Source organism: Bacillus cereus group sp. N31, assembly GCF_016483245.1.
In the GTDB taxonomy this organism is placed as follows: Bacteria; Bacillota; Bacilli; order Bacillales; family Bacillaceae_G; genus Bacillus_A; species Bacillus_A toyonensis.
The window spans coordinates 34132-48708 of the sequence record NZ_JAEHCH010000011.1 but is presented as its reverse complement, the minus strand read 5'-3'; the positions used below and the strand labels follow the sequence as shown (position 1 = coordinate 48708).

The window sequence follows — 14577 nt, the reverse complement described above, 5'->3', positions numbered from 1 at the left end:
GATATACAATAAAACCAAGCCATAATCAAAATGGTCTCCCTGTATTGAATGTTAAGATAGTTTGTTGTTCCTTTTTTAACAATATTTGAAAAAGAACTTGTAGCATACTCTACAAGTTCTTTTTGTTATGACCGGTTAACTATATCAATGAGGAATTATATATAAAAAACAGGACATTACCTAGATATATGATCTAAATACCGTCCCGTTTAATTGTTTATCTGTATAGTTATTGAAGAATTAAACCTATAATCATAATGAAACTAAATACTATCATCCAACCAAACGCACAATAGCCGAAAATTCTAATCCATTTAGGTAACTGATTCATGTTAACTTTATTTGTGGGTATTCCTTGCATAGAAAACATCATTTTTTGATCTCTATCCCTATTATTTTGTTGTTCATACATAATATCATCACCCTTCTAGAACGATTGTGTTTATAGTATATCAGTCTGGAGATAACTAAGCACAGAATATTCGACAGCTATAGTGAATTAACCTGTTTTCCAGTGCTGCATACTAAATTTCAAAAAACTAAAATCGGATTACTCAAAAGCTATGTATAAAGTATTTACTCATTTAAAACATAGTAACCCTTTTAACAAGAGATGCTTATTATTTGGTATTGAATAATTTAAATATATTCAATGATACTTCTTAGCTTTTAGATACGTAAATGTCTTTCAAACGAAATGTACCGTAAAGTAGGAGCAGCTTACATTCATGACTATTATTATTTATTCGTTACTTTTAAAACATCTAACACTATTTTCGTTGCATCTGCAATAAGCTTATCATCGTACTTCGCATCCTCTTTCGCATGATTAGAAAGTATCGCAAGAATAATTGGCTTCTTATTTGGTGGCCAAATGATTGCGATATCATTCCTTGTTCCATAAGATCCAGAGCCAGTCTTATCGGCTACTTCCCATTCTCCTGGAACTCCAGCACGAATTAAGTTGTCCCCCGTAGTATTTCTTTTCATCAAATCTATTAAAAATTTCCGATTCTCAATTGAAAGTATATCGCCTAGCGCATAAGCTTGAAGACTAGTAGCTAATGCCTTTGGGGTACTAGTGTCACGTATGTCTCCTGGCTGCACTTCGTTTAATTCTGGTTCAAAACGTTCAGGATTTGTGACAGTATCTCCTATTTCTCTCAGTGATTTTTTGAATTCACTTGGCCCACCTAATTGCTTAAGAATAAGATTTTGTGCAGTATTATCGCTATATCGAATGGAAGCATCCGCAAGTTCTTTCAAAGTCATACCTGTATCTATATATTTTTCAGTAATTGGATTGTAATTCACAAAATCTTTGCTAGTATACTTAATTCTTTGATCTAAATCTTCTATTGATTTCTTTTGTAACAGTGCTCCAACAGCAAGTGCTTTGTGGGTAGATGCGTATGCAAAACGTTCATCTGAACGATAAGTAACAGTTTGACTCGTACTTGTGTCCAATGCATAAATACCAAGTTTAGCATCATATTCTTTTTCAAGTTTAACAAAAGAATGATTACTTGTATTTTCTTGTTTTGTTTGTTTCGGTGGTTCGGAATGAATATTGCTATTGGAACAGCCTATAAGCGTTACACATGAAAGTAATACTACAGGTAGCATCTTTTTATAATGCGAAATGTGGAAAAACTTCTTTGAAACTATCATACATTTTCAACCTCTTTCAAGAATTTATGGATTTTGTATTGGTATTTTACATACCGATACAATTAAAAAATGTACAGGATAGGACTCATCTTATATTTCTTGCATTACAAAAGGAGAGACCTACCAAGAACACCTTTTTTATACGTAATAGACAATCTAAGTAACACATTTGTTCCATTTATGAGTACGGTTTTTAATATCTCCATTAATTTTATTTATAAAAATCACAAAATTAACCTTTTTGCACGCTACTTAATCTAAAAGTTATTTTTTTGTAAGTGTGTTCCGATTTGCTTTATCCGTGAATGGATCTGGTCTTGAAACAAACAGGGATGCGTTATGATGATGGAATCGATTACTTTATCTCAGTACATTGAAGAACAAACAAGACAGTCGATAGCAATTGCAAATGAGGTATGTAAAAAATCAGTAGACACGATGGCTTACGACGAAATTGAGCATGAATTGTCCAAACAGTATCCAAGGTTTGCAGAGGATTACGAACATCATCAATAGATTTAACCTTAGCCATTTAAAATAAATCTGTTCCATTACTTGTATATATTGGTGTACTTCTTTTGACCTCAAAATACATTCATTTACAACAACTTAAAGAAAGAATGTCTTAAGATCACATATCAAGAATAAGTAATAGATACCCTATAGGTCATAAACAGGAATACGATGGATTTTGTCGAAATAGTTATATACAAAATATACGGTACTACATGAAAAGGGGGAACATAACAGTGGTTAAATTACGGAACATCTCTTCAAGATAATATTTTTGGGGAGGAAGAATGAATGACAATAACCTTTAATAATAGTAAAGCTATAAAGATAGAACAATTAGAACGATTATATAAAGATGTGCAGTGGTACGCCTATACAGAGGATATCGAAGTCCTATATCAAGCTATTTCACAGTCCTTAGAAGTTATATCTGCTTGGAATGGAGAAGAATTAGTGGGATTAATTCGTATTGTGGGCGATGGATTAACAATCATTTATATACAAGATATTCTTATATTACATGCTTATCAGAATCAAGGAATTGCTTCTCAACTCATACAACAAATTTTATGTAAATATAAAACAGTTCGCCAAAAAGTACTATTAACGGAAGAAGCACCAGATGTAAGACACTTTTATGAAAAAAACGATTTTCTTTCTTGCGATAAGGGTTCTCTAGTCGCATTTGCTAAATTAAGTTAGAGGGTCCGCATTAAATTTGTTTAACTCACTTTGAAAGTCATAAGAAAAAGCACCTAACAACTAGGTGCTTTTTCTTATGACTGTTTTGTGCTCTTATTTTCGTTATTCTTTTCTAAAAAATCTTCTAACTGCATATTCTTACCTCACATTCACTGTCATAATAAAGGTCAAATAGGTAGTAATATCACCAACTCTTCGCTCCAGCATACCATCTGTATTCACGAAGCCTATGACCGCTCGTTATGGCCGGTCTGTTTTCTAAAAACCTGTATATTGGATACTTCGTAGAAAAATAACACTATTTCAAGTGCTATTCTTCTATTAGCATCTTATAGAACAAATATTGAATCATCGGCATATCCCAGTAGGAAACCTTTAATACTGCGACAGTATTTTCTCCTGATGTCTCATTTCGTGTCATACCTATTACTTCACCATATACAGTAAAATCTTGAACATACGCTGAATCTGAAACATGACGAAATGGGGTATCACCTACAAGTTCAATATCTGTCGAGGCTATATTTGGGTACGTGTCTCTCACTCTTTCTTTTAAAATAGCCAAATCATTCTCACTGATCTTTTGAGATGCTCCCGTAGTAGCCTGAGAGTATACGTGTAATTTCACATCACCTTTTTGAATAGCCGACCTACCTATAATTTTATTAGGCGAAATGATTAGGAATATCACACTTAATGCACAAAACATGATGAAGACCTTCGAGTATTTATTTAACTTGTTCATTTATTACACCACAACTATATATTAATTTAATTATAAAACGAGTGAGGATAATTATTCCATGGGTTAATATTACATTGTTTTATAAAAATCTCCCCTCATATCAAAATTTTAATGTTCGGATCACTCTTTACAGCAAACAAAGCTCCAGCGCTAGGGATTTTGTATTGTACCTTTATTTAGGTTATATATGATTACAGCTGGCCTGCCAGGATTCAAGTCCGGGTTGGCGGAGCCTTAATTGTTGTCATAAAACGAATAGCCAGCCTATTAATTCCTAATACGTTTATACTTACTACAAAAACAAATAAACTCGTCCTACTAAGAGGGGAGTTTATTTGTTTTTTGTTTAGATAATGGAATGTTCATACAAAATTGCACACTATGTTCCATGTTTTTTATAGAATACTTTATATCTAGCGTTTCAAGAATTTGTTTCACAATATACAGTCCTAAACCGCTTCCTCCAGTATTTCGATTCCTTGATTTTTCAATTCGATAAAACGGTTTGAAAATTTGTTGTATATCTTCTTCTTTAATATTGACACCTGTATTCATAATTTGTATTTTAATTTGACCTTGTTTAGGATCCTTACTTAACTGTATATAAACTTTTTCATTATGTGGTGAATACATAACCGCATTATGGATAATATTTTTACATGCTTTTTCTAAAAGAACATAATCTGTATAAACGGAAAGATCAGAATCAATTTCTTTTATTATTTGGATGTTTTTTTGTGAAGCGAAAAATTCGAGATCTTTTGTAATTGTATTTATTAACTTTGAAAGATTAACTTTTTCTACTTTTAGTTTAAAGGTGTGTTGTTCTAATTTCGATACGCTTAAAATTTCACGAACTAATTGTTCCATACTTTCAATAATTTGATGATTCTTCTTTAAATATTGATCGCGATTTTGATAAGGGCCAATATTGTATATCATTCCTTCTAAGTATCCTTTCATTACAGTAAGAGGGGACTTTAATTCATGTGCTACAATCGCAAAGAACTCTCTGCGTTTTGTTTCTATTTCTCTTTCTTTTTCAATATCATTTTTTAATTGTTCATTTGCTTTTTTTAAATCAAACATAGCTTGTTGCAAGTTAATAGACATGTCATTCAAACTATTAGATAATTCTCCTAACTCATCTGTAGAGCGAACCTCAATTTTTTCGGAGAAATCTAAATTTGCCATCTTTTGTGCACCTTCATTAATATAAATAAGTGGCTTTGTAATAAACCTGGAATAAAAATAAGCACTCCCTATACCAATAACGAGCACAATGATACTAATATAGGGGAGAAAGCGTACTAAAACCTGTGAAGCTTCATCAATCGGTTGAAATGTAGCAAACACTACAAGCGTTAAACTACCATCTTGAAATTGAATTGGTTTCGTAACGTTATATGAATTGCTAAGGGTACTTGCATTCTCGAATCGTGTTGCTTTAGTAACTACTGTTTTTTGCGTACCACTTTGAATAAAAGAAAATGAAGGAGAGTAAATCATTATTCCCTCTTTATTTTGAAGATAAAGCATCGCATTATTTTTTTTGGCGTATTCATCAAAAAGTGGTATCGCATCTTGAAACGTAAGATTTTTAGATTTATCAATGATTTCATTTATCCCTGTTTGAAGTTGATCTGTTTTATATTGCTCATAAAACGTCGGAAGAAAGAAGTATAAAGTTAAATAAATCAATATTGCAAAGGATAATAAAATGAGAGATGTAGTCATAAAGAGTTTATAAGTAATTTGCTTCATTTTCATGAGTTTCACAATACTATTCATCAATTTTATATCCAATACCCTTTATTGTTTTAATATAAGGGATAGCTAATTTTTTGCGTAGGTTTTTAATATGTGTATCGATTATTCGTGTTTCTCCAAAATAATCGTAACCCCAAACCTTTTCAACGATATTTTCTCTTGTGAGTACTTTTCTCTCATTTTGAAATAGTAGTTGTAGAATTTCAAACTCTTTTGTCGTTAATATAATTTCAACGTCATTTACATATACTCTATATGCATCCACATCAATACACACTTCTTTAAATATCAAATGATTATTTACATTTTTATCATAACTTCTTCTAAGTACAGCTTCGACTCGTCTAATCAAAACATGAAATGAAAAGGGCTTTGTTATATAATCATCGATCCCAAGGTCGAATCCTTTCATTTGATCTTCCTCTTCTTCCAACGCAGTTAGCATAATAATTGGTACGTTTGACTGACTTCGAATCATTTTAGAAACTTCAAACCCATTAAGATTGGGCATCATGACATCTAGAAGAATTAAATCAAATGATTGCTTATTAAATTGTGTCATACCCTCTAGTCCATCTGAAGCGACTACCACTGTATAATGCTGTGTCATTAAAAATTGTTTAATTAATTCCTGAATTTCTTGATCGTCCTCTACCACGAGAATATGATAGTTTTTCATAATATCACCTCTGGTAGTCATTATAGCCGTACTATCTGGAGTTTATGTGGAGATACAATAGGAAATTCATAGGACGTTTAACGTATTAGCTTCATTTTCAAGAATGTGTATTCTCCAAAAAAATATTATTAGCCATATTCCGTTTTATGAAAAAATAATTGTATGCTTGAAAAAACTTATCGTATGAAAAGCTGAACGATTTATATTTCTAAAAAACTAATGTATAATATTGGGAACTACATGTGATTTCTTAAACTGTGTGAACATATACTTTCGCTACTTACTAGAAGGGGAAACGGAAATGAATTTCAATATAAAAAAAGCTAGCGAAATTATAGAGTGTACGTCACAAACTTTAGAGTTTTTTTGCTAATTTAGTAAACGCTTAAGGTGTGAACTAAGGATTATTTAAATCATGCGAGAAAGGTTGTGAAATTATTTGATGGGTTATAAAGCGATGCTGTTTGATTTAGATGATACATTACTTGATAGGGATAAAGCAGTAGAGGCATTATTTTTAATTGTTTTAGAAAAGTGTTATGAAGATGTAGATGGTGCGGCTAAAAGCAACATGTTACAGAAATTCAAAGAATACGATAAAAGAGAATATGGCATAAGTAATAAAACGACAGTTTTAGAATCATTGTTTGATGAATTCACGCCGAGGTATAGATTGCCACGCAATTACATCCAAGATTTTTGGAATAATAATTTCCCTAGATGTTTTTCAATAGACCAAAATACTATTCATTTCTTAAATCAAATAAAGAAGCACTTTAAAGTTGGAATTATAACAAATGGCTCAACTCAGAGGCAAAAAGCTAAAATATTTAACACGAATTTAAATAGGTATTTTGAAACAATCATTATTTCTGAAGAAGTGGGATTTAGTAAACCTGATAAACGTATATTCGAACTATCATTAAAAAAGCTAGATTTACAGCCGGAAAATACTTTATTTGTTGGGGATGACTTAGAAAAGGATATTGCTGGTCCTCAAAATGCAAATATAAAAGGTGTATGGTTTAACCCTCAGAAAATCAAGAATACTACCAAAATACAACCATATGCCGAGATTAACACTTTGGATAGTTTGTTAAGTTATGTTACTCCACAATATTTGTATAACAAGTAAAAGCAATTATATATATATATTCAAAAATATAAAAAAGAGAAACTATCATTAATTTCATTGACCGTATTAGTAATAAAAAATAGAGGCGATTTTAAGAACTGCTTCTAATTTAATCTATGATTAATACGAAGTTTTGTAAAATAATTTTACTCATACTGTGTAAATTATAAAGGGGTGGGACTATGGAAATAAAGAAAGTAGTAATCGATGGAATCAATATTGCGGTCATTAGAAACGATAAGGTATTAATATCGGATGTTCAGTCTGCATTAGATACTATGGCAACAGTTCAATATAAGGTAGATGCGAAACATATTATTATCCATAAATCTTTAATAAGTGAAGATTTCTTTGATCTAAAAACACGGCTTGCGGGCGATATCCTTCAAAAGTTTATAAACTACAAGGTAAAGATTGCTATTGTTGGGGATTTTTCTACGTACACTAGTAAAAGCTTAAAAGAATTCATTTATGAATGTAATAAAGGTAATGATATTTTTTATTTAGCAACTGAACAACAAGCAATTGAAAAATTGAGTACATTGAAATAATCTAGTCAACCTGCATAATCATGTTCCACTAAAATACCCCTCTTTTTCACGTCGTTATTACTATATGTTATCTATACGATATATAAGAACTAACGTTTGTGATAAACTAAAAGATGGATAAAGGGGACGTTTACTTGAACAACTTTAATGATATCATTCAAAATTTAAATAACATAGTATATAAACCTAATAACTTAATAATCACTAATCTAAAAGAAGAAAGACAAAACTCAGAGTATGCTGGGGCGTTATTTCACTTAAATAACAAAACGATACGTTTTAGAGTATCAAAAATTACTCCTAACAAAATTGGTCAATTTGTTTCTTTTTGGGAGAAAAATGAAAACATGCAAAATCAAGCGTTTTCTTATGACGCTGCTCCTGACTTATTAGTTATCACTTGTATTAACGATCATAAACTAGGACAATTTATTTTCCCGAAAGAGATTCTTCTTGAAGAAAAAATATTAAAAACTCAAAGTCAAAAAGGAAAGATGGCTATGAGAGTTTATCCTATATGGGATAAACCTGTTAGTAATCAAGCTAAAAAGAGCCAAATGTGGCAACTTCAATATTTTATTGATTTAAGTAATATTAATAATGTATCCATAGACAAACTATTACATTTATATTCGTAACATCCCAGAGTAAATAAGAGGCATTTTAATGATGCCTCTTATTTTAATTCTTATATTAGGCAATCTTGTGAATTAGAATTTTTGTACCGGTACAGTTAAACGAAATGTACATTGTTACAGTACCTCATCACATATACAATCAGCATATATTATTTAAACTTATAACTTATTAAGGGGTGCTGAATATGACAAAGTTACAAGACCAACTCTTTACAAGATTAAACCTTGAAAAACGTACTGAAATAAAATTTGAAGAATTAAGTACAATACTCTTTGCATTTGCTCACACAATACCGTTTGAGAATTTAGATGTTATAGCAGGTAATATAAATGCAATTTCTATGAAAAACTTACAAGAGAAAATTTTAACTAGTTCCCGCGGTGGGCTTTGTTATGAATTAAATACTCTTTTTTATTATTTTTTAAAAGATAGTGGTTATGATGTACAACTCGCACTAGGTACTGTATATAAAAATGATATAAACGCTTGGGCACTTGAGGACGGACATATAACAATTATTTTAAATAAAGATAACGTACAGTATTTAATTGATGTAGGTATAGCTTCGTTAGTACCCCTCGTTCCTGTACCTTTTACTGGTGAGTCTGTTTCTTCAAAAAACGGTTCGTACCGGGTAAGACGAAAAGATACGAGTAAAGGCAATTATGTTCTAGAAAGAATAGGTGTTGATGGAGAATGGAAAGTTTGTCATGCTTTTTATACTCATATTATTGACGAGACAGTAGTAAACGATGTTCAAAGAAGAGTGGTAGAAGATGAAAAGTCTATTTTCAATAAAGGACCAATTGCAGTAAAGTTGACGAACGCTGGCCATATCTCTTTAACGAATTCTAGTTTAACTGAAATGATGTATGGAGCAAAAACTAAGCGTGAAATTACAGAAGATCAATATAGAGAGCTTTTATATACTTTATTTGCTATTGAGTTGTGATTGTACAAATAGCCTGTTCTTATTCGGAATCGGCTATTTGTATAATTTTTGGTTTAAAAGGTTTTCTTCTAATATTTTTAATGTTTCTGCAGCCTCTTCATATGAATTAAAAACTGGTTCCTTTCCATCATCCTCTTGTAAAACCAGTTCTTCAAATAAAGATTTTTGTTCTTTTGAAACAGAATAATACTATTTAAAGTTTGATTTTCTAAATAGATATAATACACTAGAACAGTATAAAAAAGTATGTACAATGAATTTCGAATGTAAAGGAAGATTATTATGTCAGTTATCGATAAATTGAAACTTAATAAGTATACGAATATGGTTGTTATTAACGAACCAAGTGATTATGACATTTTCACAGGTAAAGAAACTGCATTTTCAAAAGAACACGATGCTATTTTTATTTTTGTTGAAACGCTTGATGAAATGGTGAAACAAACGAATTTTATTATTAGTAATGAAGAATTATTACTTGAAAAAGGTTATGTGTTTTTCGCATATCCGAAAAAAGGTAATGCTCGTTACAGTACGTTTATTCACCGCGATGAGATGTTTCCAGCATTAAGCGTTGGAGAAGATGGCTATGTAGGAGAAAGTGAAATTAAATTTGCTCGAATGGTAAGTATGGATGACGTCTTTACTGTTGTAGGCTTAAAGCGTGAAAAGAAAAAAGCGACGAAAACGCCTGCTATGAGTCAATGTGTTGCCGATTATGCAGGTCGAATTAAAGATGTTGAAGCTTTATTAGCTAATCATCCAAATGAACTTAAGCTTTATCAAAGTTTAACTCCTGGATATCAAAAAGATTGGGCACGTAATTTATTTTCTGTGAAACAAGAAAAAACACGTGAAAAACGCCTTGAGAAAATGATTGAAATCCTTTCACAAGGCTATAAAACAATTGAATTATTCCGTAAGCAGAAGAAATAACGATTAGGAAAGTCACAATGGTGAAACGATTAATTGCGATGAGTACATTGAAAAAAGGATTCCTTCTATTATACTTAAGAATGTTCTTATATTTATATAATTAGCAAAGAGAAAAGGTGTTTGAAATGAAATCGTATATTGTAGTTGGATCTGGAATTTTAGGAGCGTCTACTGCTTATCATCTGGCTAAGGCTGGTGCGAATGTTACTATCGTGGATCGCCAACAATTAGGGCAAGCCACTGATGCAGCAGCAGGTATAGTATGTCCATGGCTTTCACAACGTCGTAATAAAGCGTGGTATAAAATCGTTAAAGGCGGTGCGCGTTACTATTCGTCGTTAATTCAACAATTAGAAGAAGACGGTGAAACGGATACAGGATACAACCGTGTAGGTGCAATTAGTTTACATACTGACGAGAAAAAACTAGATCAAATGGAAGAGCGAGCTTATAAACGACGTGAAGATGCACCAGAGATTGGTGAAATTACGCGTTTATCAGCTGAAGAAACGAAAAAATTATTCCCGGCATTATCAGAAGAATATAGTTCTGTTCATATTAGTGGTGCTGCAAGAGTAAACGGAAGATTATTACGCAACGCATTAATAAGCGCTGCGAAAAAACATGGTGCAACTTTCATAAAAGGAGATGCAGTATTAGTCCGTGAAGGGAATCATATTACTGGAGTTAAAGTAAATGACGAGACAATTTTAGCAGAAAAGGTTATTGTAACTGCTGGCGCATGGGCGAACGAAATATTAAACCCATTAGGAATTGATTTCTTAGTTACGTTCCAAAAAGGACAAATTGTTCACCTGCAAATGGAAAATACTGCAACAGAAAATATGCCAGTTGTTATGCCGCCAAACGATCAATACATTTTAACATTTGATAATGGTCATGTCGTAATTGGTGCGACACATGAAAACGACACTGGTTTTGATCATCGTGTAACAGCAGGTGGTTTACATGAAGTATTCCATAAAGCATTAGCAGTTGCACCTGGTTTAGAAAATGCTACAATGCTTGAAACGAGAGTTGGATTCAGACCATTCACGCCTGGATTCTTACCTGTTATTGGCCCACTACCTAACTTTGAAGGTATTCTCGTTGCGAATGGATTAGGAGCTTCAGGTTTAACGGCTGGTCCATATTTAGGATCTGAATTAGCTAAACTAGCGCTAGGACAACCAATTGAATTAGATTTAAATGATTATGACGTTGCTGGTGCAATTGAATAATAAAAAAGATTAGGAGCGAATCCTAATCTTTTTTATTTATAAATATTTTTTGTAATTATATCACTATCAATTCCAAAACGGGATATTTTGAATAAATGAAACCGTCAAAATAATTGTTGATGCGGAACCGGCCGTTAATAAAGTTACTATTTTTCGTCCATTCTGTTCTTTTGAAGGTTTTATAAGTTCTGTAATCAACACAATCCATATTATTATAGAAACTATAGAAATAATATTTATAGACATATGTAACACACTCCTTCTTGTTTTTACATGGACATTTCTTCTTTTGTAAAATAAAAGCAATAGGATAAGAAAATATGTACAGCGTTACAAATTAGTATTTTCCTGTCAGACCTCCTTTTTTAAATAGAAATACGACTGATAAAATGATAACAACAGCTTTCAAACTGCCCCAATATGGATAAACAGCATGATCTGTTAAACTAGCATATTGAAAAATATTCTCTAAACCGAAAATCCCAATTATGACCGCTAAAAGGAATGAAGCTGATCCAAACTTCTCATTACGATAGAGGATAAATAAATACACTGCGAAAATTAGTGGTAAGATGATTTGTAGTACGATTGTCATCGCTGGTCCCCCTAGATTGTATATACTTATATTATATACAAAATTGTAATAAAAAGGAATATCGTTTATTTAATACTAATAGAACTACTCTTATCATATTCTTCTATAAAAAGAAGCAAAAGGGGTGTAAAGTTAATTGACAAAAATTCAAGTTAGTTTACGGCCCATTGTTCATAATATAAATTTACCGACTGTGATGAAAACCACTATACTTCCGGGTGATTCAACTGAAAGACTATTTGTCGCAACTCAATTAGGAGAGATTTTTTACATAGGAGACGGAGCGATAAAGACATTTTTAAATATTCGTAATCGGATTATTAAATTAGGCACATCTGAAGAAGGCGTTTCTAGTAGTGGCTATGATGAGCGAGGGTTACTAGGACTAGCGTTTCATCCACAATTTAATCATAACGGTTTATTTTACCTTCATTATTCAGTAGCTGGAACTCAAGGGGCTGGTGCGCTTTCAGAACAATTTAAACCGAATCCTTGTGACCCTAAATCTTTAAACTTAAAGTGGGTAAATAGAGATGCTCAATATGACCATATTGATGCAATTGAGGAATGGATTTTACAATCAAACGGTCAACCTGAAAAACGAAGAACATTACTTAATATAAGAAGGCCATTTTTCAATCATAACGGCGTTAATAGTTTAAATTTTTCACCGGAGACTGGAAAACTTGTTTTTACAAATGGAGATGGTGGATCAGGTTATGACCCATTTAATTTAAGCCAAGATGATTTAGAAATAGCAGGTAAAATCATTGAAATCGATGTAAGTAAAAATACAATCATACATAATCCTTCAGTAGTAACGCGCTTTAATGAACTTCCTTTATCTATACAAGAAACCCTTACAGTAATTGCGAAAGGTGTTCGAAATATAACCGGTATTACATTCCAAAGGTTTTATAATCAATATATCAAATACGCTGGAAATGTCGGACAGGATATCGTAGAGTCGATTTTCTCGTTTGTTCATTATAAATCAATTCCGGTTACAGAACTTGTTCAAACGTATTTAATGAGTTCTACTCCTAATCAAGAAGGATTTCTTAATTTTGGTTGGCGAGGATGGGAAGGAGATTTACCAACCTCTTTTATAAGACACTGTTCTGAGAATCCTACTTTGGATGAGAGGATAATGGCTTATTATGATGAAACAATCCAAACATCAGTGAAGCGTATTCAGCCTCTTATTAGTTATTTCCATAAAGACTCTAGACCGGATAAATTTGGAGGAACTTCACTTACAGGAGTTCAGCCATATATGGGGACTGCAATTCCAAATTTAACAGGTAGTGTCGTATTTACTGACCTCGCTAAGAAAGAAGATTCTCGTCCTCCAGTTAAAGGTGTTTTAGCATATACTAGAGCCGGTACAGACGGTAAACATAATGACTTTCATGTTATTGAAACTAATTATGATTTCGGTACGCAAGCAGCTTATTATATGAGTTTAGGAACAAATTTGGATCAAACTAAATTATATTTAGGTGTTTACGGTTCTATGAAAGTATCTGATTTTAACAAAGGTACTATTTATGAGATTGTTCCTTGATATGATATAAACTCTCAGTCTACATTCTTCAAAATGCACGACCTGTCGTCTCCCTAAAAATACTACTATGAATAAATGACTCCTGGATAGTGAGTCATAACCAGGCAGAAAGTAACACATAAACAAAAAGTGTATGAATAATATAGAAAGTGATGAATGAGGTATCTTTAGGGGGTATTTTGATGAATCGGTTTGTACGTTATTGGTATCAACTGATGATAGAGCATGACGCGAGCTTTGTTCATAAAAGAAAGTTGTCCCTTGTAAATAAGTTAGCAATGACAGCTTTAATGAGCGCATTGGCCACCATGTTTCAAGTAGCTGGGAACTTAATTCCTGGTATAGGATTACTCATTAGTCCATTTGCGACGTTACCTATTTTCTTTGCTATTTGTTATTCTATTCGTGAGGGAATACTTTCTTATGTTCTAACTATTTTTCTATTATTTATTATTCAACCAAGCGAACTATTTGTTTTCCCTTTTACTACTGGCTTATTAGGTATAGCGTTAGGAGTATCCTTTTCAAAATTAAGGAGGAGAATATGGGTTGTTTCCTTTTCTGCGATATGTCTACTTATAGGTATTATGATCATTCTCGATATTTTCCGTTTTCCAGTACTTGGCCCTACTGTTCATACAACTCTAGACATAAAAATTATTTTATCAATCTTTGTACTGAGCTTTCTTTACTGCTGGATCTATGCAGGTTTTTGTAGAATAATATTGAATAGAGTATATAAAGTATTGTATTAATCATGTCATATAATAGTTTTAGACGAATATATGTTGTGATGATATATAAATTCAAAAAGAAGCAATTCACATGATAAAGTTATTGTTTAACACCAAAATACATTTACAATATAAGCTGTTCTCGTA

17 protein-coding genes are annotated in these 14577 nt (G+C 32.0%); 10 read left to right on the top strand and 7 right to left on the bottom strand.

From position 1 onward, the window contains the following. Window positions 1-229: 229 nt before the first annotated feature. Both JDS81_RS15300 and bla read right to left on the bottom strand, forming a co-directional pair. A complete protein-coding gene (locus tag JDS81_RS15300) occupies window positions 230-412 on the bottom strand; it encodes a hypothetical protein (protein WP_000273227.1) in 183 nt (60 codons plus the stop codon). A gap of 326 nt (window positions 413-738) precedes the next feature. Further along, the gene (gene bla / locus JDS81_RS15295) at window positions 739-1671 is read right to left on the bottom strand and encodes a class A beta-lactamase (protein ID WP_097952568.1); all 933 of its coding nucleotides are present in this window, start codon (window positions 1669-1671) and stop codon (window positions 739-741) included. Window positions 1672-2013: 342 nt separating this feature from the next. On the opposite strand from bla, the gene JDS81_RS15290 reads away from it, so the two are divergent. After that, a complete protein-coding gene (locus JDS81_RS15290) occupies window positions 2014-2187 on the top strand; it encodes a hypothetical protein (protein ID WP_176521118.1) in 174 nt (57 codons plus the stop codon). A gap of 288 nt (window positions 2188-2475) precedes the next feature. Continuing rightward, window positions 2476-2886: a GNAT family N-acetyltransferase gene (locus JDS81_RS15285; protein WP_097952570.1), complete on the top strand. Its 411-nt coding sequence runs from the start codon at window positions 2476-2478 to the stop codon at window positions 2884-2886. A gap of 310 nt (window positions 2887-3196) precedes the next feature. Here the strand turns inward: JDS81_RS15285 and JDS81_RS15280 are convergent, their stop codons facing one another. From JDS81_RS15280 to JDS81_RS15270, 3 genes are all read right to left on the bottom strand, one after another. Next, a complete protein-coding gene (locus JDS81_RS15280) occupies window positions 3197-3595 on the bottom strand; it encodes a transposase (RefSeq protein ID WP_242481362.1) in 399 nt (132 codons plus the stop codon). A gap of 354 nt (window positions 3596-3949) precedes the next feature. After that, a complete protein-coding gene (locus tag JDS81_RS15275; RefSeq protein WP_097952574.1) occupies window positions 3950-5422 on the bottom strand; it encodes a sensor histidine kinase in 1473 nt (490 codons plus the stop codon). Next, on the bottom strand, window positions 5415-6080 hold the full coding sequence (locus JDS81_RS15270; RefSeq protein ID WP_097952576.1) for a response regulator transcription factor: 666 nt from the start codon (window positions 6078-6080) through the stop codon (window positions 5415-5417). The genes JDS81_RS15275 and JDS81_RS15270 overlap by 8 nt, the downstream gene beginning before the upstream one ends. 442 nt (window positions 6081-6522) lie before the next feature. On the opposite strand from JDS81_RS15270, the gene JDS81_RS15265 reads away from it, so the two are divergent. The 6 genes from JDS81_RS15265 to JDS81_RS15240 all read left to right on the top strand — a co-directional run bounded on the left by JDS81_RS15265 (window position 6523) and on the right by JDS81_RS15240 (window position 11534). Beyond that, window positions 6523-7215, top strand: a complete 693-nt coding sequence (locus JDS81_RS15265) for an HAD family hydrolase (RefSeq protein ID WP_141499468.1) — start codon at window positions 6523-6525, stop codon at window positions 7213-7215. 182 nt (window positions 7216-7397) lie between these two features. Next, window positions 7398-7766 (top strand): DUF4180 domain-containing protein, encoded by a 369-nt coding sequence (locus JDS81_RS15260; RefSeq protein ID WP_097952580.1) that lies wholly within the window; start codon window positions 7398-7400, stop codon window positions 7764-7766. Window positions 7767-7900: 134 nt separating this feature from the next. After that, on the top strand, window positions 7901-8404 hold the full coding sequence (locus tag JDS81_RS15255; protein WP_001058759.1) for a MepB family protein: 504 nt from the start codon (window positions 7901-7903) through the stop codon (window positions 8402-8404). Window positions 8405-8589: 185 nt separating this feature from the next. Then, the gene (locus JDS81_RS15250; protein ID WP_097952584.1) at window positions 8590-9357 is read left to right on the top strand and encodes an arylamine N-acetyltransferase family protein; all 768 of its coding nucleotides are present in this window, start codon (window positions 8590-8592) and stop codon (window positions 9355-9357) included. Window positions 9358-9639: 282 nt separating this feature from the next. Further along, window positions 9640-10293: a YdeI/OmpD-associated family protein gene (locus tag JDS81_RS15245; RefSeq protein WP_097952586.1), complete on the top strand. Its 654-nt coding sequence runs from the start codon at window positions 9640-9642 to the stop codon at window positions 10291-10293. Between the two features lie 125 nt (window positions 10294-10418). Then, window positions 10419-11534 (top strand): NAD(P)/FAD-dependent oxidoreductase, encoded by a 1116-nt coding sequence (locus JDS81_RS15240; protein ID WP_070173297.1) that lies wholly within the window; start codon window positions 10419-10421, stop codon window positions 11532-11534. A 66-nt stretch (window positions 11535-11600) separates the two neighbouring features. Here JDS81_RS15240 and JDS81_RS15235 read toward each other — a convergent pair whose 3' ends face one another. Together JDS81_RS15235 and JDS81_RS15230 are read right to left on the bottom strand one after the other, a co-directional pair. Continuing rightward, the gene (locus JDS81_RS15235; protein ID WP_140158463.1) at window positions 11601-11780 is read right to left on the bottom strand and encodes a hypothetical protein; all 180 of its coding nucleotides are present in this window, start codon (window positions 11778-11780) and stop codon (window positions 11601-11603) included. A gap of 91 nt (window positions 11781-11871) precedes the next feature. After that, window positions 11872-12129 (bottom strand): hypothetical protein, encoded by a 258-nt coding sequence (locus JDS81_RS15230; RefSeq protein WP_000158007.1) that lies wholly within the window; start codon window positions 12127-12129, stop codon window positions 11872-11874. A gap of 136 nt (window positions 12130-12265) precedes the next feature. Between JDS81_RS15230 and JDS81_RS15225 the strand changes: the two genes are divergently transcribed. After that, window positions 12266-13696: a PQQ-dependent sugar dehydrogenase gene (locus JDS81_RS15225; RefSeq protein ID WP_097952590.1), complete on the top strand. Its 1431-nt coding sequence runs from the start codon at window positions 12266-12268 to the stop codon at window positions 13694-13696. A 182-nt stretch (window positions 13697-13878) separates the two neighbouring features. Further along, entirely contained in the window at window positions 13879-14451 is a 573-nt protein-coding gene (locus JDS81_RS15220) for a YybS family protein (protein WP_097952592.1), read from the top strand. The last annotated feature ends 126 nt before the right edge of the window (window positions 14452-14577 follow it).